Origin of the sequence: Roseixanthobacter finlandensis (assembly GCF_043195105.2) — a bacterium.
Taxonomy (GTDB): domain Bacteria; phylum Pseudomonadota; class Alphaproteobacteria; order Rhizobiales; family Xanthobacteraceae; genus NCEH01.
Window position 1 is genome coordinate 314015 of record NZ_CM195536.1, and the last position, 18822, is coordinate 332836.

The following is an 18822-nucleotide window of genomic DNA, read 5'->3' on the forward strand; positions in this document are numbered from 1 at the left end:
AAGATGAACGCGCCGAAGAGCACAGGCAAGCCCAGGAAAGCCAAGTCAAACGCTGCCGAAAATACAGGCGAGCCCAAGAAAGGGGCGGTTCAGGCCGCAGTGCAGGCGGTTGCGCGTGTGGCGACGAAGGCCGCCGCAAAGGCGACCGGCAGCGCCGCGGGCAAGTCGGCAGCCAAGTCGGCAGGCAAAAAAAACGCCGCCCCGGCGCCCCGGCCCACCGACGACACGCCCCGAATCGCGCTCGATCTGATGCCGGCGCCGCTCGATGAGGCGAACCAGGCTTATTTCGACAAGTGCATGGAGAAGCTTGGCTTCGTGCCGAATGTTCTGGCCGCGTACAGTTTCGATATTGCCAAGCTGAATGCCTTCGCCGGCATGTATAATAATCTAATGCTCGCGCCCTCCGGCTTATCGAAGCTTGAGCGCGAGATGATCGCGGTCGCGGTCTCCAGCGTGAACCGCTGCTATTATTGCCTCACTGCCCATGGCGCCGCGGTTCGCGCGCTTTCCGGCGATCCTCTCCTCGGCGAGCAATTGGTGATGAATTATCGCGCCGCCCGCCTGGAGCCGCGCCAGCGCGCCATGCTGGATTTCGCCGTGAAGCTCACCGAGCGGCCCCACGAGGTGGAGGAAGCGGACCGGGCGGCGCTGCGCGCGGTCGGTTTCTCCGAGCAGGACATCTGGGATGTGGCGGCCGTGACGGGTTTCTTCAACCTGTCCAACCGCATCGCCATCGCCACCGACATGCGTCCGAACCCCGAGTATCACGGGCAGGCGCGCTGACGGGAAAACCCAACGGCCTCACGCCGAAATCATAACTTCGCCGTCCCCTTCACTATTGTGAAGGGGACCCCGGAATGCGCAAGAGCGTGCGCTTCGAGGTGACGCAGCGCCCGCTTGTGCTTCAGGTCAGCGGCGTTTCTGTAGACCACCTGAAGGTGGCCGTCGCGCCGGTTCCCTGACATGTCAGCACCCGCCCAGAGGCCGCCTCATCCTGCTCAGACTTTAGGCGCAGACTGACCCTATTGACGGCAGCCAAGTTTACCGTGCTAGGTTGCGGCGCAAGATCAAAAGCATCAGCGAAGATGCGATCTCAGGGGGAGCCGGGCGAGCGCATCAGCGCCCCCGGCCGAAACAAGCGAGGGCACAGAGCACGATGACGGACACTGTCTCAGACGTGCCCTACATCGTTGAAGCGGAAGGTCTCACGAAAGAGTTCAAGGGTTTCGCGGCGGTCAAGAACGTCAACCTGCGGATTCGACGGCACACGATTCACGCCCTCATCGGGCCGAACGGTGCCGGTAAGACCACGTGCTTCAACCTGATCACGAAATTCCTGGAGCCGACCCGTGGCGTCATCCGCCTGAACGGGAAGGAGATCACCCGAACCAAGCCCGCCGACGTGGCGCGGCTGGGCATGGTGCGCTCGTTCCAGATCTCGGCGACATTCGGCCACTTGACGGTGCTGGAGAATGTGCGCGTCGCCCTGCAGCGCGCACTGGGCAATTCGTTCCATTTCTGGCGGTCCGAGCGTTCGCTCGACGCGCTGAACGAGCGCGCCATGCAATTGCTGGAGGAAGTGGACCTCACCTCCTACGCCAAGCATGAGGCGGTGGAACTGCCCTACGGCCGCAAGCGGGCGCTGGAAATTGCCACCACGCTCGCGCTCGAACCGGAAATGCTGCTGCTCGACGAGCCGACCTCCGGCATGGGGCGCGAGGATATCGCCCGCACCGCCGACCTCATCAAGCGCGTGTCGGCCAACCGCACCGTGCTGATGGTGGAGCACAATCTTTCCGTGGTCGCGGACCTGTCGGACGCCATCACCGTGCTGGCGCGCGGCGAGATCCTCACCGAGGGGCCGTATTCGGAAGTCTCCAAGAACCCGCAAGTGATCGAGGCATACATGGGAACGGGGCATGGCCATGGGTGAGGCGGCCTCTGCCGCGCCGCTGCTCGCGGTGCGCGACCTGCATGGGCATTATGGCGAAAGCCATGTGCTCCATGGCATGAGCTTCGACATCCACCCCGGCGAGGTGGTGACGCTGCTGGGCCGCAACGGCGCCGGCAAGACCACCACCATGCGCGCCATCATGGGCCTGCTGCGCAAGCGCACAGGCTCGATCCGCTACGACGGCAACGAGACCGTGAAGCTCGCGCCCAACCATATCGCGCGCCTCGGCATCGGCTATTGTCCCGAGGAACGGGGCATTTTCGCCAGCCTGAACGTGCGCGAAAATCTGCTGCTTCCCCCGGTGGTGCTGCCTGGCGGCCTCTCCGTGGACGAGATCCACGATCTGTTCCCCCGCCTGGAGGAACGGCGCAACAGCCAGGGCACCAAGCTGTCCGGCGGCGAACAGCAGATGCTGGCGATCGCCCGCATCCTGCGCACGGGGGCGAAGCTGCTGCTGCTCGACGAGCCGACCGAAGGGTTGGCGCCGGTGATCGTGCAGCATATCGGCGACATCATTCGTGCGCTGAAGACCAGGGGCTTCACCGTGCTGCTCGTGGAGCAGAACTTCCATTTCGCCTCGACCGTCGCGGACCGCCATTATGTGGTGGAGCACGGCAAGGTGGTGGACATGGTCCCCAACGACAAGATCGCGGAAAACGCGGCGCGTCTCGAAGCCTTTCTCGGCGTCTGACGCCGGGTTTTCGGAAAAAACGCAACCGGCTGCCTTGCCGGAGGAGGAAACAAGATGCGTCTTGCAACCATGTTCATGGCGGCCGCGAGTCTCTTCGCTGTCACCGCCGCCCAAGCCCAGACCACGCCGATTCCCGTCAAGATCGGCGTCCTCAACGACCAGTCGGGGCTCTATGCCGATCTCGGCGGACCCGGCTCGGTGTGGGCCGCCAAGAAGGCGGTCGAGGATTTCAATGCCGCCGCGAAGGGCCTGAAAGTGGAGGTCGTGTTCGCCGACCACCAGAACAAGGCCGACGTGGGCACCTCGATCGCCCGCCAATGGTATGATGTGGACGGCGTCGACGTGATCGTCGACGTGCCCAATTCCGGCGTCGCCCTGGCCGTGAACCAGGTGACCAAGGAAAAGAACAAGGTGTTCATCAATTCCGGCGCCGCCAGCTCCGACCTCACGGGCAAGGCCTGCACGCCCAACACCGTGCACTGGACCTATGACACCTGGGCGCTGGCCAACGGCACCGGCAAGGCGATCACCAAGAACGGCGGGGACACCTGGTTCTTCCTCACCGCCGACTATGCCTTCGGCCATGCGCTGGAGCGCGATACCTCGGAAGTCGTGAAAGCCAACGGCGGCAAGGTCGTCGGCAGCGTGCGCGTGCCGCTGAACAATTCCGACTTCTCCTCCTTCCTGCTCCAGGCCCAGGGTTCCAAGGCCAAGATCATTGGTCTCGCCAATGCCGGCGGCGACACCATCAACTCCATCAAGCAGGCGGCCGAATACGGCATCGTCGACGGTGGCCAGAAGCTCGCGGGCTTGCTGATCTTCCTCTCCGACGTGCATTCGCTCGGGCTGAAGACCGCGCAGGGCCTGAACCTGACCTCGGCCTGGTACTGGGACATGACGGACGCCAACCGCGCCTTCGCCAAGGAGTTCGCGGCGGCCAATCGCGGCGTGCACCCGACCATGGTGCAGGCCGGCGTCTATAGCGGCGTGACCCATTATCTGAAGGCCGTCGCAGCCCTGAAATCGGCCAAGGACGGCGCGGCCGTGGTGGCCGAGATGAAGAAGCTGCCCACCGACGACAAGCTGTTCGGCAAGGGTGAAGTGCGCGCCGACGGCCGCCAGATCCACCCCATGTTCCTGTTCGAGGTGAAGAAGCCGTCGGAATCCAAGTATCCGTACGATTATTACACCTTGAAGGCGACGATCCCCGCCAACGAGGCGTTCCGTCCGCTCGACCAGGGCGATTGCCCGCTGGTCAAGAAGACCTGATGGCGTCCGCGGGCCGGCGTCACGCCGGCCCGCTCTCTCCTGTTGCAGAGACCGATCCATGTTCGAGCTAATCGGCATCGCCCCTCAGGCCTTGTTCGGCCAGTTGCTGCTGGGCCTGATCAACGGCGCCTTCTATGCCATGCTGAGCCTCGGGCTCGCGGTGATCTTCGGGCTGTTGAACGTCATCAATTTCACCCACGGCGCCCAATATATGATGGGGGCCTTCGGGGCCTGGATGCTGCTGAATTATGCCGGCATTCCGTTCTGGGGCGCGTTGGTGCTCGCGCCCATCGTGGTGGCGGTGATCGGCATGATCATCGAGCGGCTGCTGTTGCGCCGGCTCTATCATCTGGACCACCTTTACGGCTTGCTGCTGACCTTCGGCCTGGCGCTGATCCTGGAAGGGCTGTTCCGCCGCCAATATGGCGCCTCCGGCCTGCCATATAACAATCCGCTGCCGGGCGGCACCAATCTCGGCTTCATGTTTCTGCCCAATTACCGGGCCTTCGTGGTGGTGGCCTCGCTGGTGGTGTGCATCGCCACCTGGTTCGTGATCGAGCGCACCAAGCTCGGTTCCTACCTGCGCGCGGCGACCGAGCGGCCGGACCTCGTCCAGGCGTTCGGCATCGACGTGCCGCGCATGATCACGCTGACCTATGGCTTCGGCGTCGGCCTTGCCGCGCTCGCCGGCGTGCTCGCGGCGCCCGCCTATCAGGTCAGCCCCACCATGGGCTCCAATCTCATCATCGTGGTGTTCGCGGTGGTGGTGATCGGCGGCATGGGATCGATCATGGGCGCCATCGTCACCGGCTTCGGCCTTGGCCTCGTGGAGGGACTGACCAAGGTCTTCTATCCCGAGGCCTCGTCCACGGTGATCTTCGTCATTATGGCCCTCGTGCTTCTGGTGAAGCCCGCCGGCCTGTTCGGCACGGTGAAGTGAGGCCATCATGACTTCCGCGTCCTCCCCCGCCGTCGCCCCCGTGCCCACCGCCGCCAACGGCTTCACCCCCGCCCGCATCGCGCTCGCGCTGGTGGCGCTGGGGCTGCTGCTGGCGGCGCCGTTCGCGGTCTATCCCGTGTTCCTCATGAAGGTGCTGTGCTTCTCGCTGTTCGCGTGCGCCTTCAACCTGATGCTCGGCTACACCGGGCTGCTGTCGTTCGGCCATGCCATGTTCTTCGGCGGTGCCGCCTATATCACCGCCTATCTGGTGAAGGTGAAGGGCTTCCCGCCCGAGTTCGGCATCCTCGCTGGCACCGTGTTCGCGGCGCTGCTCGGGCTGCTCACCGGCCTGCTGGCGATCCGCCGGGTCGGCATTTACTTCGCGATGGTGACCCTCGCGCTGTCGCAGATGTTCTTCTTCTTCTGTCTTCAGGCGCCGTTCACCGGCGGCGAGGATGGCTTGCAGGCGGTGCCCCGCTCGACCATGTTCGGCTTCCTGGACATCTCCAAGGACGTCAATCTCTATTATGTGGTGCTGGGCATCTTCCTGATCGGATTTGCCATCATCTACCGCACCATCCATTCGCCCTTCGGGCAGGTGCTGAAGGCGATCCGCGAGAATGAGCCGCGCGCCATCTCGCTCGGCTATCGGGTCAATCAGTACAAGGTGCTGGCCCTGGTCCTGTCCGCCGCCCTGGCGGGGCTGGCGGGTTCCACCAAGACCATCGTGTTCCAGCTCGCCTCGCTCACCGACGTCGCCTGGCAAATGTCCGGCGAGGTCATCCTGATGACGCTCGTCGGCGGCATGGGCACCGTGCTCGGTCCGGTGGTGGGGGCGACCATCATCGTCACCATGCAGAATTATCTGGCCACGTTCGGCGAGTGGGTGCTGGTGATCCAGGGCGTGATCTTCGTGGTCGTCGTCTCCTTGTTCCGCCGCGGCATCGTCGGCGAGGTTATCGCGCTGGTTCAGACGCTCCGCGAGCGCGCGGCGAAATAGTCGACCGTATCGCGCCGCCGCTTGAGGGGCCCCAGCCGGGGCCCCTTTTTCGTTGCGGGCAGGGATACGATCGCCTTGCCGGGTGGCTGCTCCGGCGACTGCTCCAGCGGCGGGCCGAGGGGCGGAGCCATGCGCGCTTTCGCATTGAAGCGAAAACATCTTTCCTTCATAGAAACATCACGCAAGGCGGGACGCCGAGGAAAGGGCATTGGAATGAACGTGGCCAGCGAACGCAGTTTCCGCACGGCGCCCACAGAGGCGACGACCTTTTATGCGCGCATCTTCGGGCGCCGCGGCGTGGTTGCCTCGCACCATTATTTCTCCTCCTCCGCCGGGATCGACGCGCTGAAGGCGGGCGGCAATGCCATCGACGCGGCGGTGGCGGCAACCCTGGTGGAGGGCCTGCTGAACCCGAACATGCACACCATCGGTGGGGAATGCCCGATCCTCATCGCGCCTGCGGGCACGGGCGCGGTGATCTGCATCAACGGCAATATGGTGGCGCCGGGCCGGGCGACGCCGGAAGCGTTCCGCGCGCGCGGCCATGAGGTGGTGCCGGCCGAGGGGATTCTCGCCGCTGGCGTGCCGGGTGCCTTCGGCGCGCTCATCGTCGCCGCCCAGCGCTATGGCCGCATGAACTTCGCCGATCTCTCTGCCCGTGCGCTGGATCTCGCCCGCACCGGCTTTCCGGTCCATGCCGGGCTGATCCGCCAGCACAAGTTCGGCATCGCCGACAATCGCGAGAAGTTCCTGGCCCAATGGCCCAGCAGCGCGGCGCTCTATCTGCGCGACGGCGCATTGCCCGCCGAGGGTTCGGCCATGACCAATCCCGCCTTTGCCGGCATGATCGACTATCTCATCTCCGCCGAGAAAGCTGCCGGCGGCACGCGCGAACAGGGCCTCCAGGCGGTGTTCGACGCCTTCTACAAGGGCGATGTCGCGGCGCAGATGGTGGCCTTTTCCGACGCCAATGACGGCCTGCTGACCCGCGCGGATTTCGATGCGTTCGAGGTGCCGGTGGAGGCGCCGGTGTCCATCGATTACGCCGGCGCCCGCATCCACAAGACCTCCGCCTGGACCCAGGGGCCGGCGCTCTTGCAGACCCTGTCCATCCTGAAATCTTTTGATCTTCAAGCGCTCGGCCACAACAGCGCGGAATATGTGCATCTGGTGGTGGAGGCGATGAAGCTCGCCTTCGCCGACCGCGAGCAATATTACGCCGATACCCGCCAGGTCTCCGTCCCGGTGGATGCGCTGCTGTCGGATACGTACGGCGCGCTGCGCGCAAAGCTCGTTGACATGGCCAAGGCCAGCGCCGAGATGCGGCCCGGCGATCCGGTGGAGGATGTGGCCCTGCTCGCGGCGTCGCAGCGGCGTCCGCTCACCAATTGGGGCGCGGGCACGGTGCATGTGGACACCATGGATGCTGAGGGCAACGCCTGCGCCTTCACGCCGTCGGGGGCCTGGATCAAGTCGGCCGAGGTGATGCCGGCGCTTGGCTTCCCGCTCGGCAACCGGCTATCGAATTTCCACATGGGCCCGTCCAACCACCCCAATGTGGTGGCGCCGGGCAAACGGCCGCGCACCACCATCAGCCCCACTTTGGTCACGGTGGACGGCCGTCCCACCATCGCCTGCGGCTCCATGGGCGGCGACCAGCAGGACCAGTGGCAATTGCAATTCCTGCTCAATCGTCTGGTGTTCGGCATGCCGGTGCAGGCGGCGATTGAGGCGCCGAAATTCTCCAGCGAGCATTTCCCCGGCTTCTTCGCCCCGCATGATTTTTTCCCGAGCCGGCTGCGCATCGAGGAGCGGTTCGGGGAACCGGTGTTCGAAAGCCTTGCCGCGCGCGGGCATGAATTGTCCGTGGGGCCGGACTGGACCGAAGGCTTCCTGCTGGCGGCGGAGCGTCATGCCGACGGCATGCTGGAAGCCGGCTGCGACCCGCGCGGCAGCAAATCCGAAGTCTTCCCGGCCTCCGCGCAGGCCTGGTGATCGCGCGGGTCTTCCTGGGCCGTCTCTTCGCCGCTCTGCGCATGCCCCCTCCCTAACCCTCCCCGCAAGCGGGAGAGGGGATGCGGGCGGTTTCGCGCGGGAACACATCTCTCCCCAAGTACCAGCGCGCCCCCTCTCCCGCTTGCGGGGGAGGGCTGGGGAGGGGGGCACCGAAGGCGGAAGCGCGCAGGCGTTCGCCCATAAAAAGGGGCGCTCGCAAAAAAGGGGCGCCCGCAGGCGCCCCTTCGCGATTTTCTGAAGATCGAGGCTCAGGAAAGCGTGGTCAGGAGAGCGTGGTCAGGTCCTGGAACCAGTGCTGCGCCTGGGTGTAGCTCTTCACCTTCGGCGAGAGCGCGTGCGGGTACACATCGTGGACCACCCACACCTGCACCGCGTCGTCCACCACCTTTTCGTGCACCTTGGCCAGCAGCTTGTCCTGCTCGGCCGGATCGAACGTGGCGGTGATCTGGTCGCAGAGCGCGTCAACCTCGGCATTCTTATAGTGGCTCCAGTTCACGCCGACCGGGGCGATCTGCTTGGAGCCGTAGAAGCGCACGATGGCATAGAACGGGTCGCTGGTGACATAGGCCACGTTGGAGCCGGTGATGCCGGCAAGGCTCGGATCGGCCGCGCCCTTGCGCCATGCGGTGTAGGCGACTTCCTGCTCCACCGGCTGAAGCTCCAGCGCGATGCCCACTTCCGCCCAGCTCTGCTGCACGAATTCGTTCATCGGCATGGACAGCATCTGCCCGGTGCCGCCGGTCGGCACGATGAACTTCACCTTGAGCGGCTTGTCCTTGGAATAGCCGGCCTCGCTCACGAGCTTGCGCGCCGCGTCCATGTCGTAGCGGATCTTGAAGCTCGGATTGCCGAACCAGGGGCTGGACTGGGGCACCTGCCCGACCGCCGGCACGGCGAGGCCGTTCATCAATTCCACCACCGCGTCGCGGTCGATGGCGAGGTTCGCCGCGCGGCGCAGGCGCACGTCACGCCAGGGCGAGCCCTCGATCATGGAGAGATGGTAGTTCCACACGTGCGGCACCACGTTGGTGGAAAGGCGCATGCCCGCCTGCTTGAGGCGCGAGACGCTGTCCGGCGCGGGGGATTCGATCAAATCCACCTGGTTGGACAGCAGGGCGCTGGCGCGCGAGAGGTCCTCGGGAATGCAGGTGAGGGTGAGCTTGTCCACCTTGGCGAGGCGCTTCTTGTCCCAATAATCGGGGTTCTTCAGCAGCTCCACGCGCACGCGCGGCACCAGTTCGCCCATCTTGAACGGGCCGGTGCCGGAGGGCGCCATGGCGAACTTCGCCCAATCGCCGCCGACCTTCTGGTACTGGGTGGGCGAGGAGATGAGGAACCACATCATCTGATAGGGGAACAGCGCGTCCACGCCCTTGGCGGTGATCTGCACCGTCATGTCGTCGAGCTTCTTGTAGGAGGCGAGCGAGGGCAGGCGGGGCTTCACCTGCGCGGCCTGGCGCGCATCGAACTGCGGCGCCTGGGTGTTCATGACCTTTTCGAGGTTCCAGATCACCGCGTCCGCGTTGAATGGCGAGCCGTCGTGGAATTTGACGCCCTCGCGCAGCTTGAAGATCCAGTTCTTGCGGTCGGCGGGGTCTGCCTCCCACGAGGTGGCAAGGCCGGGGATCATCTTGCCGGGGCGGTCGGCGACGTCGAGCTCCCACGCCACCAGCGGGTCATAAATGGTGAGGCCGGTGAACTGATAGGCGCCGGCGCCGCGATCCGGCTGGCCGGTGGTCAGCGGCACGTCCGTCATGGAGATGCCGTAGTTCAGGCTGGAGGCGGCCTGCGCGAACACCGGGCGCGGCAGGCCGCCGAGGGTGGCGGCCGCCGCCGTGACGGCGGTGCCGGTGAGCAGGGTGCGGCGCGTCAAATCGAAGGGTGGCATCGAGGACTCCTGGAAGGTTCGTGTGTTCTTGGTTCGCGTATTTTTTTGAAATCTTCGCTCGCCGGTCTGCGCCGGCCTCTGCATCCCGGAACGGCCCGCCGCCGCGCCGCGACAGGCGGGCGTCGCACAGGGGCTAGTTCTTCACCTCCATGGCGCCGCGCAGCCCGTCGCTGACCATGTTGAAGCAGATGGAGGTCACGAAGATGCAGATGCCCGGCAGCATGGCGAGCAGCGGCTTGTTGTAGAGCGAGGTGCGCAGCGTATTGAGCATCAGCCCCCATTCCGCTTCCGGCGGGCGGGTGCCGAGCCCGAGGAAGGAAAGGCCCGCGCCGAGGATCATGGCGACGCTGATCAGGCCGGTCGCATAGACGAAGATCGGCCCCATCACGTTGGGCAGCACATGCACGCGGATGATGGTGAACGGCCCCGCTCCGGTGGCGCGCGCCGCCTCCACATAATCGAGCGCGCGCACCCCCGCTGTTGTGCTTTCCGAAATGCGGATCAGCGGCGGGATGAACACCAGGGTCAGCGCGAGGATGGCGTTGAAGATGCCCGGCCCGAGCGCCCCGCTCACCGCCACAGCCAGCAGCACCGAGGGGAAGGCATAGAACACGTCGGTGGCGCGCATGATCAGCATGTTCAGCCAGCCGCCCGCGAACCCCGCGATGACGCCGAGCGAGGAGCCGATGACGAAGGCGATCGCCACCGGCATGATGCCGATGAACCAGGAGAGGCGCCCGCCATAAAGCAGGCGGGTGAGCATGTCGCGGCCGAGCTCGTCGGTGCCGAGCAAATGTCCCGGCGTACCCACCGGCCTCAGCCGCCGCGCCATGCTGCCCACATAGGGGTCATAGGGCGCGATCAGCGGCGCGAACACGATGGCGAGGAACATGAGCAGCAGCACCAGCAGGCAGAACATGGTGGCCTTGTCGCGCAGCACGCGCTTGGCGACGCCATGCCAATAGCCTTGCGGCCGCTCGGCTTTTTCGGGTGCGCGGGTGTCCGTTGCGGGGGTGTCCTTGGCGGCAATCAGGGTCATCACCGTTTGATCCGGGGGTCGAGGAGCGCCTGGCCGAGGTCGACCACGAGATTGAGCGCGACGAACAGCAGCGCCAGCACCAGGATGGTGCCCTGCAGAAGCGGGATGTCGCGCTGGAAGATGGCGCTGTTCAGAAGAAAGCCGGTGCCGGGCCAGGAAAAGACGGTCTCCACCAGGATCGAGCCGCCCATGAGATAGCCGAGTTGCAGCCCCATGACCGCGAGCACGCTCGGCGCCGCGTTCTTGGCGACATGAAGCAGGATGCCGCCGCTGCGCAGGCCCTTGCCGCGCAAGGTGGTGATGAATTCCTGGTGCAAAATCTCGATCACCGTGCCGCGCACCGTGCGGGCGACGAGGCCGAGCGGAATGGCGCTCAGCGTCACCATGGGCAGGATGAGGAAGGGCAAGTGCGCCCAATCCCACACGAAGGTGCCGCCCGGCCCCGCACCCATGGAGGGGGCAAGCGGATAGGTGACGGCGAACACCGCCACCAGCAGCATGCCGAGCCAATAATGCGGCACCGAGACGCCGGCGACCGCGAAGGTCATGGCGATGCGGTCGATCCAGGTGTCGCGGAACGCCGCCGCAAGCCCCCCGAGCAGCATGCCGACGGCGAATGCCAGGGTGCAGGCGGCGACCGCCAGCGAAACCGTGTTCTGAAGCGCGACCGAAACCTCGCTCCACACCGAACGGCCGGTGGCCAGCGAATGGCCGAGATCGCCCTGCACCACGCGGCCGAGCCAGATCAGGAATTGCTCGGGCAAGGGCTTGTCCAGCCCATAGTCGCGGCGCAGCTGGGTGATCATCTCCGCCGGCGCATCGGGCGGGGCGATGGCGCTGATGGGATCGCCGGGCGAGATATAGACCAGCAGGAAGCACACCAGCCCCACCGAGAGGGCGATGGGAATGGAATAGAGCACGCGGCGGACGATGTAGAAGATCATGGGGCTCGCTCCTCGGCCGCGAAGGCCATGGCGGGCAGCATCGGCGGGCGCAGGCCGGCCGGGTGGATGCAGCGCACGGTGCGGTCCGGCGCGAGGGCGCGCAGATCCGGCACGGCGGCGCGGCAGTTCGGCTCGGCGGAGGTGCAGCGCGGGGCGAAGGCGCAGCCCACCGGCAGGGTGCGCAGGTTGGGCGGCGATCCGGGAATGGCGGTGAGCCGCCGTCCGCGCGAGGCCGGGGTGACGGTGGCGCCCAGCAGGCCCTCCACATAGGGATGCTCGGGCGCTTCCAGCAGCGCCTCGGCGGGCGCCTCCTCGATGAAGCGGCCGGCATACATGACGGCGATGCGGTCGGCGATCTCGCCCGCGACCCCGAGATCGTGGGTGACGAAGATGACGCCCATGCCCAGCTCCGCCTGGATGCGCTTCAACAACAGCAGCACCTGGATCTGCACCGTGGCGTCGAGGGCGGTGGTGGGCTCGTCCGCCAAAAGAAGCTTGGGGCGCACCGAGAGCGCGACCGCGATCATGGCGCGCTGGCGCAGGCCGCCGGAGAGTTCGTGCGGATAGGCATCGAGCCGCTGGCGGGCGGAAGGAATCTGCACCAGCTCCAGCAAATCGAGCGCGCGGCGCTGTGCTTCCTGATGGCTCACGCCCTCATGCCGGCGGATGGTTTCGGTGATCTGCTTGCCGATGGTGAACACCGGGTCCAGCGCCGTCATGGGCTCCTGGAAGATCATGGAGACCAGGCGGCCGCGAATGGAGGACAGCTCGCGCTCGGAGGCGGCGACGATGTCGGTGCCGTCCACTTCTATGGTGCCGGTGATGCGGGTGCGCTTGGGCGGATGCAGGCGCATGAGCGAGCGCAGCGTGACCGACTTGCCGGAGCCGCTTTCGCCGAGGATGCAGAGCGTCTCTTTCGGCGCGAGGTCGAAATTCACCCCGTTCACCGCATGGAGGGTGGCTTCCTTCGAGACGAAGGCGACGTTCAGGTCGCGCACCTTCACCAGAGGCTGGGATTGGGGCTGGGACTGGAGGGCGCTCATGTCAGGCGGCCTTCGGCGCGCGGCTGTGGCCGCTGCCCGGCTGGTTGATGAGGCAGGCGGCCAGATGCTCCGCCTTGCGATCGGGAACGGCGACCGGCAGCAGCGCCGGCCGGGTGACGGCGCACACCGCTTCGGACAACGCGCAGCGCGGGTGGAAGGCGCATCCCGAAGGCGGGTTCACCGGGCTCGGCGGGTCGCCCACCAGAGGCGGCGCCTCGCGGCTGCGGCCGGCGACCGAGGGGCGGCTTGCCAGCAAAGCGGAGGTGTAGGGATGGGCGGCGCCGGCGAAAATGGCCTCGGCGGCGCCGAGTTCGACCACGCGGCCGAGATACATCACCAGGACCCGGTCGGAGATATACTGAACAACATTCAGATCATGGCTGATGAAGATGTAGGTGAGGCCGAATTCGGCTTTCAGGTCCATCAGCAGGTTCAGCACCTGCGCTTCCACCGATTTGTCGAGGGCGGAGACCGGCTCGTCCAGCACCACGAGCCGGGGCCGCAGGGCAAGGGCGCGCGCGATGTTCACCCTTTGGCGCTGGCCGCCGGACAGCTCATGCGGGAAGCGGGTGGCATATTGCGCCGGCTGGAGCCCCACGGCGGCGAGCATGTCGCGGGCAATCCCGATCGCCGCCTTGCGGGCCATGCCGTGCACCATGGGCGGAAAAGCGATGGATTCCTCGATGGTCAGGCGCGGGTTCAGGGACGAGAAACTGTCCTGGAACACCATCTGCACCTGCCGGCGATAGCGCCGCAGCCCCGCCGCGTCCCGCCCCAGCGCCTCGCCGTCGAACACGATGTCTCCGGCGGTGGGCTCCAGCAGGCCCATGATGAGCTTCGACAAGGTGGACTTGCCGCAGCCCGATTCGCCCACGATGCCGAGCGTCTCGCCCTTGCGCACATCGAACGACACGGCGCTCACCGCCTGCACCGCCCCCGCGCGCCCGCCGAACAGCTTGCCGCGCCCGGCAAAGGTCTTGGTGAGGCCGGACACGCTCAAAAGGGCCTGTGCCGGGCCGCCGACGTCGGGCAGCGGCTGCAACAGGCTCTCGGCAAGCGGTGCCGGCAGGGGTTCGGTCATCATCGGTCCCAAGCGAATGCTGCCCCGCAGCAATTCGCCGGGGGTGATTGTGCAGACGCTAACAACCCGTCTCCGTGGGAGGAAGAATGTTTTCTAGGCAGTAAATGCGCAAAATATCAGCGTTTCTGAATGCAAAATTAAATATGCACGGCGGCGGCGGTCACGCCGTCGCAGCCCGACGCGGGGGAATGGCGGCTTCATGCCGTTTTCCGCCCTGCGCGCGGCGGCGGGCGCCGCGGCAGCGGCGCGCGTTATGCATGCACATCACAGGCGCGTGACATTGGGTTCGTGCTGGCAGACGGCGGGGCTTCTCCCCCGCAAGAAGCCCCGCCTCCGCCAGACGCCCCAGGGGGTTCGCCCGCGACACATGGATCCCATCTGTCGCCTGCGAGACACCTCTCCCAACAGAAACGGAGTCACCAAGCCCATTGGAATCGCCCCCGCGATTCCATGGGCTCGGATCCGCCTCTAGGTTGCCGGGGCGTCGGCGCTGTGTTCTGGAACCGGGGAGGGGGCGGGGGCGTGAGCCTCCGCGCGCTTGGCGGCGGCGCGTTCCCGCCGCCCCTTCCCCAGCCAGAGCTGTAGGCGGTTCATATAGAGATAGACCACTGGGGTCGTGTAGAGGGTGAGGATCTGGCTCACCAGCAGCCCGCCGACGATGGCGAAACCGAGCGGCCGCCGCAATTCCGAGCCGGTGCCGGTGCCGAGCATCAGCGGCAGGCCGCCAAGCAGCGCGGCCATGGTGGTCATCATGATCGGGCGGAAGCGGGTGAGGCACGCCTGATAGATGGACTGTTCCGGCGCCATGCCCTCTTCGCGCTCCTTGGCGAGCGCGAAGTCGATCATCATGATGGCGTTCTTCTTCACGATGCCGATCAGCAGCAGGATGCCGATGAGCGCGATCACGCTCAGGTCGAACCCCGAGACATACAGGATCAGCAAGGCCCCAAGGCCCGCCGAAGGCAAAGTGGAGAGGATCGTCAGCGGGTGGATGTAGCTCTCATAGAGCACGCCGAGGATGATGTAGACCGCGATCACGGCGGCGAGGATCAGATAGGGCTGGGTGCGCAGCGAATCCTGGAACGCCTGCGCCGTGCCCTGGAACGTGCCGATCAGGGTCAGCGGCTTGTTGATCTTCAGCTCCGCCTGCTTGATCGCGTCCACCGCCTGGCCGAGCGCGGTGCCGGGGCTGAGGTTGAAGCTCAAGGTGACGGCCGGGAACTGGCCCTGGTGCGAGATCGAGAGCGACGCGCTTTTTGAGGTATCCACCTTCACGAAGGCGGAGAGCGGGATCTCGTCGCCGGTGCGCGGGGACTTCACATAGAGCTTGTCGAGCGCGCCGGTATCCACCTGGAGCTTGGGGTCGATCTCCAGAATGACGTGATATTGCGAGAGCTGGGTGAAATATTGCGCCACCTGCCGCTGGCCGAAGGCGTCGTAGAGCGTGTCGTCGATCACCTGCGGCTGGATGCCGAAGCGGGCGGCGGTGTCGCGGTCGATCTTCAGCGAGACGGTGGGCGCATTGGTCTGCTGGTCGGTGGCGACATCCTGGAGTTCCGGCAGGCCGCGCAGGGTCGCCAGCATCTTCGGCGCCCATGCGTTCAGCTCGGCGAGGTTCGCGTCCTGCAAGGTGTATTGATATTGGGTGCGGGACGGGCGCCCGCCCACATTGATGTCCTGCGAGGCCTGGAGGAACAAGGCGATGCCCTCGACCTTGGCCAGTTGCGGACGCAGCCGCGCGATCACCTCGCTGGCGCTGGCGTCGCGCTGGTCGCGCGGCTTCAGGGTGATCCAGACGCGGCCGGTATTCACAGTCTGCGATCCCCCCGTCGCGCCCACCGAGCCGGCCACGCTTTGGACGGCGGGGTCGCGGCCCACCACGGCGAGAAGCGCCATCTGCTTCTGCGACATGGCGGAGAAGGAGATGTCCTGCGCCGCCTCCGAGAAGCCCTGGATGAAGCCCGTGTCCTGCTGGGGGAAGAAGCCCTTGGGGATCACCACATAGAGATAGGCGGTGGCGGCCATGGTGCAGAACAGGGTCATCAGGGTCAGGAATTGGTGGCGCAGCACCCATTTCAGGCCATGATCATAGGCGGCGAGCAGGCCGTCGAAGAAGCGTTCGAAGGCCATGTACACGCGCCCGTGCTTCACATCGTGATCATTCTTCAGGAACAGCGAGCACATCATGGGCGTCAGCGTCAGCGAGACCACCACCGACACCAGGATGGTGATGGTCACCGTCACCGCGAATTCCCGCAGCAGCCGGCCGACGATGCCGCCCATCAGCAGCACCGGGATGAACACCGCCACCAGCGACAGCGAGATCGAGATGATGGTGAAGCCGATTTCCGCCGAGCCCTTCAGCGCCGCCTCGAACGGCGCCATGCCCTCCTCGATATGGCGATAGATGTTCTCCAGCATCACGATGGCGTCGTCCACCACGAAGCCGACCGCGATGGTGAGGCCCATGAGCGAGAGATTGTCGATGGAATAGCCGAGCGCGTACATCACGGCGAAGGTGCCGATCAGCGCCATGGGCACGGTCACGCTCGGGATGATGGTGGCCCACACATTGCGCAGGAACGCGAAGATCACCGCCACCACCAGGCCGATGGTCAGCAGCATGGTGAATTGCACGTCATCCACCGAGGCGCGGATGGTCTGGGTGCGATCGGAGATCACCAGCACGTCGATGCCGGGGGGCAGGGCGGCTTCGAGGCGCGGGATCATGGCGTGCACGCGGTCCACGGTCTGGATCACGTTGGCGCCGGGCTGCTTGAACACGATCAACTGGATGCCGCGCTTGCCGTTCTGCCAGGAGGCGAGGCGCACGTTCTCCGGCCCGTCCACCGCGCGGCCGATGTCGCGGATGCGCACCGGGGCGCCGTTCTTATAGGCGAGGACCACATCGTTCCACGGCGAGGAGGCGAGCAATTGGTCGTCGGCATAGATGGTGAAGCTCTGGGCCGTGCCGTCGAACGAACCCTTGGGGGAATCCACCGTGGCGGCGGCGAGGATCGCGCGCACGTCCTCCAGGCTCATGCCCAGCGAGGCGATCTTCGCCGGGTCCACCTGCACCCGCACCGCCGGCTTCTGCTCGCCGGTGATGGCGACCTGGGCGATGCCGGGAATCTGGCTGATCTGCTGGGCGAGGATGGTGTCGGCGTAATCGTCCAGTTTTGTGAGCGGATAAAGGTCCGACTGGACGGCGAGGATCAGGATCGGCGCATCCGCCGGGTTCACCTTGCGATAGGTGGGCGGGGTGGGCAGGTTCTTGGGCAATTGGCCGCTGGCGGCGGTAATGGCGGCCTGCACGTCCTGCGCGGCGGCGTCGATGGCGCGGTTGAGATCGAACTGAATGGTGATCGAGGCGACGCCGAGCGCACTGGTCGAGGTCATCTGGGTGACGCCGGCGATCTGCGCGAACTGGCGCTCCAGCGGCGTCGAGACTGATGAGGCCATGGTCTCGGGGCTGGCGCCGGGCAGGCTGGCGGAGACCTGGATGGTGGGAAAGTCCACCTGCGGCAGCGGCGCCACCGGCAGCAGGGGATAAGCGACGGCGCCGATCAGCACCAGCGCCAGCATCAGCAGCGAGGTGGCGATGGGGCGCCGGACGAAGGGGGCGGAAATACTCATGCCCGCTTCTCGGCGCTGGCGGTGGCGAGCGGGGCGGCCTGCGGCTTGGCGTCGGGCGCCGCGCTCACGCTGACATGGGCGCCGGGCGTGAGCTTGTATTGGCCGTCCACCACCACGCGCTCGCTGGCGCTGAGCCCGGTTTCGACCACCATCTGCCCCGCACGGCTCGGCCCGACGGTGACGGCGCGCTTTTCCACGGTGTCGTCGTCGCGCACCACATAGACATAGAAGCCGTCCGGCCCGCGCTGCACCACCTGCGCGGGCACGAGGATGGCGTCTTTCCGGGTGTTCACCAGTACCTGCGCGTTCACGAACGCACCAGGCCAGAGCTTGAGATCCGCGTTCGGGAAGGTGGCCTTGATGCGGATGGTGCCGGTGCTCTGGTCGATCTGGTTGTCGATCAGCGCCACGGTGCCGGCGCCGAGCTGGGTCACGCCGTCGCGCTGGAAGGCGAGGACCGAGACCGGGCCGCGCCCCATGGCGGCCACGACATCGTCGAACCGGTCTTGCGGCAGGGAGATGATCACCGAGATCGGCTTCAGCTGGGTGATCACCACCAGCCCGGTGGTGTCGGCCGCGTGGACGATATTGCCCTCGTCCACCAGCCGGACGCCGGTGCGGCCGGAAATCGGCGCGCGCACTGTGGTATAGCCGAGCTGCACATTGGCGCTGTCGATGGCGGCATCATCGCCCTGGATCGCCGCTTCAAATTGGGCGACGAGGGCATTCTGGGTGTCGAGCTGCTGCTGGGAGACCGCATTCTTGCTCACCAGTTGCTTGAAGCGATCCTGGTCGAGCTTGGCATTGGTGAGCTGGGCCTGGTCCTTGGCCTTGGCGGCCTGGGCCTGGGCGAGGGTGGCCTGGAACGGGCGGGGGTCGATCTGCGCCAGCACGTCGCCGGCCTTCACATCCTGCCCCTCGCTGAAGGTGACCTTATCCAGCTCGCCGTCGACGCGCACCTTCACGGTCACCGAATTGAACGCCTGAACGGTGCCGAGGCCGGTGGCATAGACCGGAAAGTTCGCCTCGCGAACCGTCGCCGCGAGTACGGGAATGGGCGGCGGGGCCTTCTTGGCATGGGCCTCAGGCGAGGCGGGCGCGGCGAAACCATAGTGCCAAGCAAGCGCGCCGGCGACCAGAACGGCCGGCGTTACGACCCACACGAGACGCGGCATCAGCCCAATTCCCTTCGTCCGTTACGGCCTTTGAACACGCCATGCCGGCGAACCCTGCGCGGGCGCGCCGCACCTCGCGCAGCCGTGAACATCGCGCAAGGCGGGGTGCGGCATGTCGGTGCAGGGCGCGCGGCCCGCGCAGGGTT

Annotated in this window: 14 protein-coding genes; 7 read left to right on the forward strand and 7 right to left on the reverse strand. The window is 66.1% G+C overall.

The genetic code is table 11. The features are described 5' to 3' along the window. Positions 1 to 249: 249 nt before the first annotated feature. The 7 genes from V5G24_RS01570 (at position 250) to V5G24_RS01600 (ending at position 7849) form a co-directional block, all read left to right on the forward strand. Positions 250 to 783 carry a peroxidase-related enzyme gene (locus tag V5G24_RS01570; protein WP_394080315.1) on the forward strand — a complete coding sequence of 178 codons (534 nt, stop codon included), beginning with the start codon at positions 250 to 252 and terminating at the stop codon, positions 781 to 783. 373 nt (positions 784 to 1156) lie between these two features. Beyond that, positions 1157 to 1933 (forward strand): ABC transporter ATP-binding protein, encoded by a 777-nt coding sequence (locus V5G24_RS01575; protein WP_394078892.1) that lies wholly within the window; start codon positions 1157 to 1159, stop codon positions 1931 to 1933. Continuing rightward, positions 1920 to 2645, forward strand: a complete 726-nt coding sequence (locus V5G24_RS01580) for an ABC transporter ATP-binding protein (RefSeq protein WP_394078894.1) — start codon at positions 1920 to 1922, stop codon at positions 2643 to 2645. The genes V5G24_RS01575 and V5G24_RS01580 overlap by 14 nt, the downstream gene beginning before the upstream one ends. 54 nt (positions 2646 to 2699) lie before the next feature. Continuing rightward, complete coding sequence (locus V5G24_RS01585; protein ID WP_394078896.1) at positions 2700 to 3914, forward strand: ABC transporter substrate-binding protein; 1215 nt, start codon at positions 2700 to 2702, stop codon at positions 3912 to 3914. 58 nt (positions 3915 to 3972) lie between these two features. Next, positions 3973 to 4854: a branched-chain amino acid ABC transporter permease gene (locus V5G24_RS01590; RefSeq protein WP_394067691.1), complete on the forward strand. Its 882-nt coding sequence runs from the start codon at positions 3973 to 3975 to the stop codon at positions 4852 to 4854. Between the two features lie 7 nt (positions 4855 to 4861). Then, the gene (locus V5G24_RS01595; RefSeq protein ID WP_394078898.1) at positions 4862 to 5854 is read left to right on the forward strand and encodes a branched-chain amino acid ABC transporter permease; all 993 of its coding nucleotides are present in this window, start codon (positions 4862 to 4864) and stop codon (positions 5852 to 5854) included. A gap of 213 nt (positions 5855 to 6067) precedes the next feature. Further along, positions 6068 to 7849 carry a gamma-glutamyltransferase family protein gene (locus tag V5G24_RS01600; protein WP_394078900.1) on the forward strand — a complete coding sequence of 594 codons (1782 nt, stop codon included), beginning with the start codon at positions 6068 to 6070 and terminating at the stop codon, positions 7847 to 7849. Positions 7850 to 8132: 283 nt separating this feature from the next. Here V5G24_RS01600 and V5G24_RS01605 read toward each other — a convergent pair whose 3' ends face one another. The 7 genes from V5G24_RS01605 to V5G24_RS01635 all read right to left on the reverse strand — a co-directional run bounded on the left by V5G24_RS01605 (position 8133) and on the right by V5G24_RS01635 (position 18676). Beyond that, complete coding sequence (locus V5G24_RS01605; RefSeq protein ID WP_394078902.1) at positions 8133 to 9758, reverse strand: ABC transporter substrate-binding protein; 1626 nt, start codon at positions 9756 to 9758, stop codon at positions 8133 to 8135. A 133-nt stretch (positions 9759 to 9891) separates the two neighbouring features. Continuing rightward, positions 9892 to 10797: an ABC transporter permease gene (locus V5G24_RS01610; RefSeq protein WP_394078904.1), complete on the reverse strand. Its 906-nt coding sequence runs from the start codon at positions 10795 to 10797 to the stop codon at positions 9892 to 9894. Further along, entirely contained in the window at positions 10797 to 11741 is a 945-nt protein-coding gene (locus V5G24_RS01615; RefSeq protein WP_394078906.1) for an ABC transporter permease, read from the reverse strand. Before V5G24_RS01615 ends, V5G24_RS01610 begins: the two co-directional genes overlap by 1 nt. Further along, positions 11738 to 12784 (reverse strand): ABC transporter ATP-binding protein, encoded by a 1047-nt coding sequence (locus V5G24_RS01620; RefSeq protein ID WP_394078908.1) that lies wholly within the window; start codon positions 12782 to 12784, stop codon positions 11738 to 11740. Before V5G24_RS01620 ends, V5G24_RS01615 begins: the two co-directional genes overlap by 4 nt. Before the next feature lies 1 nt (position 12785). After that, a complete protein-coding gene (locus V5G24_RS01625) occupies positions 12786 to 13865 on the reverse strand; it encodes an ABC transporter ATP-binding protein (protein WP_394080317.1) in 1080 nt (359 codons plus the stop codon). A 468-nt stretch (positions 13866 to 14333) separates the two neighbouring features. After that, positions 14334 to 17501, reverse strand: coding sequence for a multidrug efflux RND transporter permease subunit (locus tag V5G24_RS01630; protein ID WP_394078910.1), 3168 nt, complete (start codon positions 17499 to 17501; stop codon positions 14334 to 14336). Further along, positions 17498 to 18676, reverse strand: a complete 1179-nt coding sequence (locus tag V5G24_RS01635; RefSeq protein WP_394078912.1) for an efflux RND transporter periplasmic adaptor subunit — start codon at positions 18674 to 18676, stop codon at positions 17498 to 17500. The genes V5G24_RS01630 and V5G24_RS01635 overlap by 4 nt, the downstream gene beginning before the upstream one ends. Between the last annotated feature and the right edge of the window lie 146 nt (positions 18677 to 18822).

What these genes read in the sequence shown, in the direction of transcription:
- V5G24_RS01570 (WP_394080315.1), top strand. Translation starts at nt 250, where the DNA reads ATGCCGGCGCCGCTCGATGAGGCGAACCAGGCTTATTTCGACAAGTGC.
- V5G24_RS01575 (WP_394078892.1), top strand. Translation starts at nt 1,157, where the DNA reads ATGACGGACACTGTCTCAGACGTGCCCTACATCGTTGAAGCGGAAGGT.
- V5G24_RS01580 (WP_394078894.1), top strand. Translation starts at nt 1,920, where the DNA reads ATGGCCATGGGTGAGGCGGCCTCTGCCGCGCCGCTGCTCGCGGTGCGC.
- V5G24_RS01585 (WP_394078896.1), top strand. Translation starts at nt 2,700, where the DNA reads ATGCGTCTTGCAACCATGTTCATGGCGGCCGCGAGTCTCTTCGCTGTC.
- V5G24_RS01590 (WP_394067691.1), top strand. Translation starts at nt 3,973, where the DNA reads ATGTTCGAGCTAATCGGCATCGCCCCTCAGGCCTTGTTCGGCCAGTTG.
- V5G24_RS01595 (WP_394078898.1), top strand. Translation starts at nt 4,862, where the DNA reads ATGACTTCCGCGTCCTCCCCCGCCGTCGCCCCCGTGCCCACCGCCGCC.
- V5G24_RS01600 (WP_394078900.1), top strand. Translation starts at nt 6,068, where the DNA reads ATGAACGTGGCCAGCGAACGCAGTTTCCGCACGGCGCCCACAGAGGCG.
- V5G24_RS01605 (WP_394078902.1), bottom strand. Translation starts at nt 9,758, where the DNA reads ATGCCACCCTTCGATTTGACGCGCCGCACCCTGCTCACCGGCACCGCC.
- V5G24_RS01610 (WP_394078904.1), bottom strand. Translation starts at nt 10,797, where the DNA reads ATGACCCTGATTGCCGCCAAGGACACCCCCGCAACGGACACCCGCGCA.
- V5G24_RS01615 (WP_394078906.1), bottom strand. Translation starts at nt 11,741, where the DNA reads ATGATCTTCTACATCGTCCGCCGCGTGCTCTATTCCATTCCCATCGCC.
- V5G24_RS01620 (WP_394078908.1), bottom strand. Translation starts at nt 12,784, where the DNA reads ATGAGCGCCCTCCAGTCCCAGCCCCAATCCCAGCCTCTGGTGAAGGTG.
- V5G24_RS01625 (WP_394080317.1), bottom strand. Translation starts at nt 13,865, where the DNA reads ATGACCGAACCCCTGCCGGCACCGCTTGCCGAGAGCCTGTTGCAGCCG.
- V5G24_RS01630 (WP_394078910.1), bottom strand. Translation starts at nt 17,501, where the DNA reads ATGAGTATTTCCGCCCCCTTCGTCCGGCGCCCCATCGCCACCTCGCTG.
- V5G24_RS01635 (WP_394078912.1), bottom strand. Translation starts at nt 18,676, where the DNA reads ATGCCGCGTCTCGTGTGGGTCGTAACGCCGGCCGTTCTGGTCGCCGGC.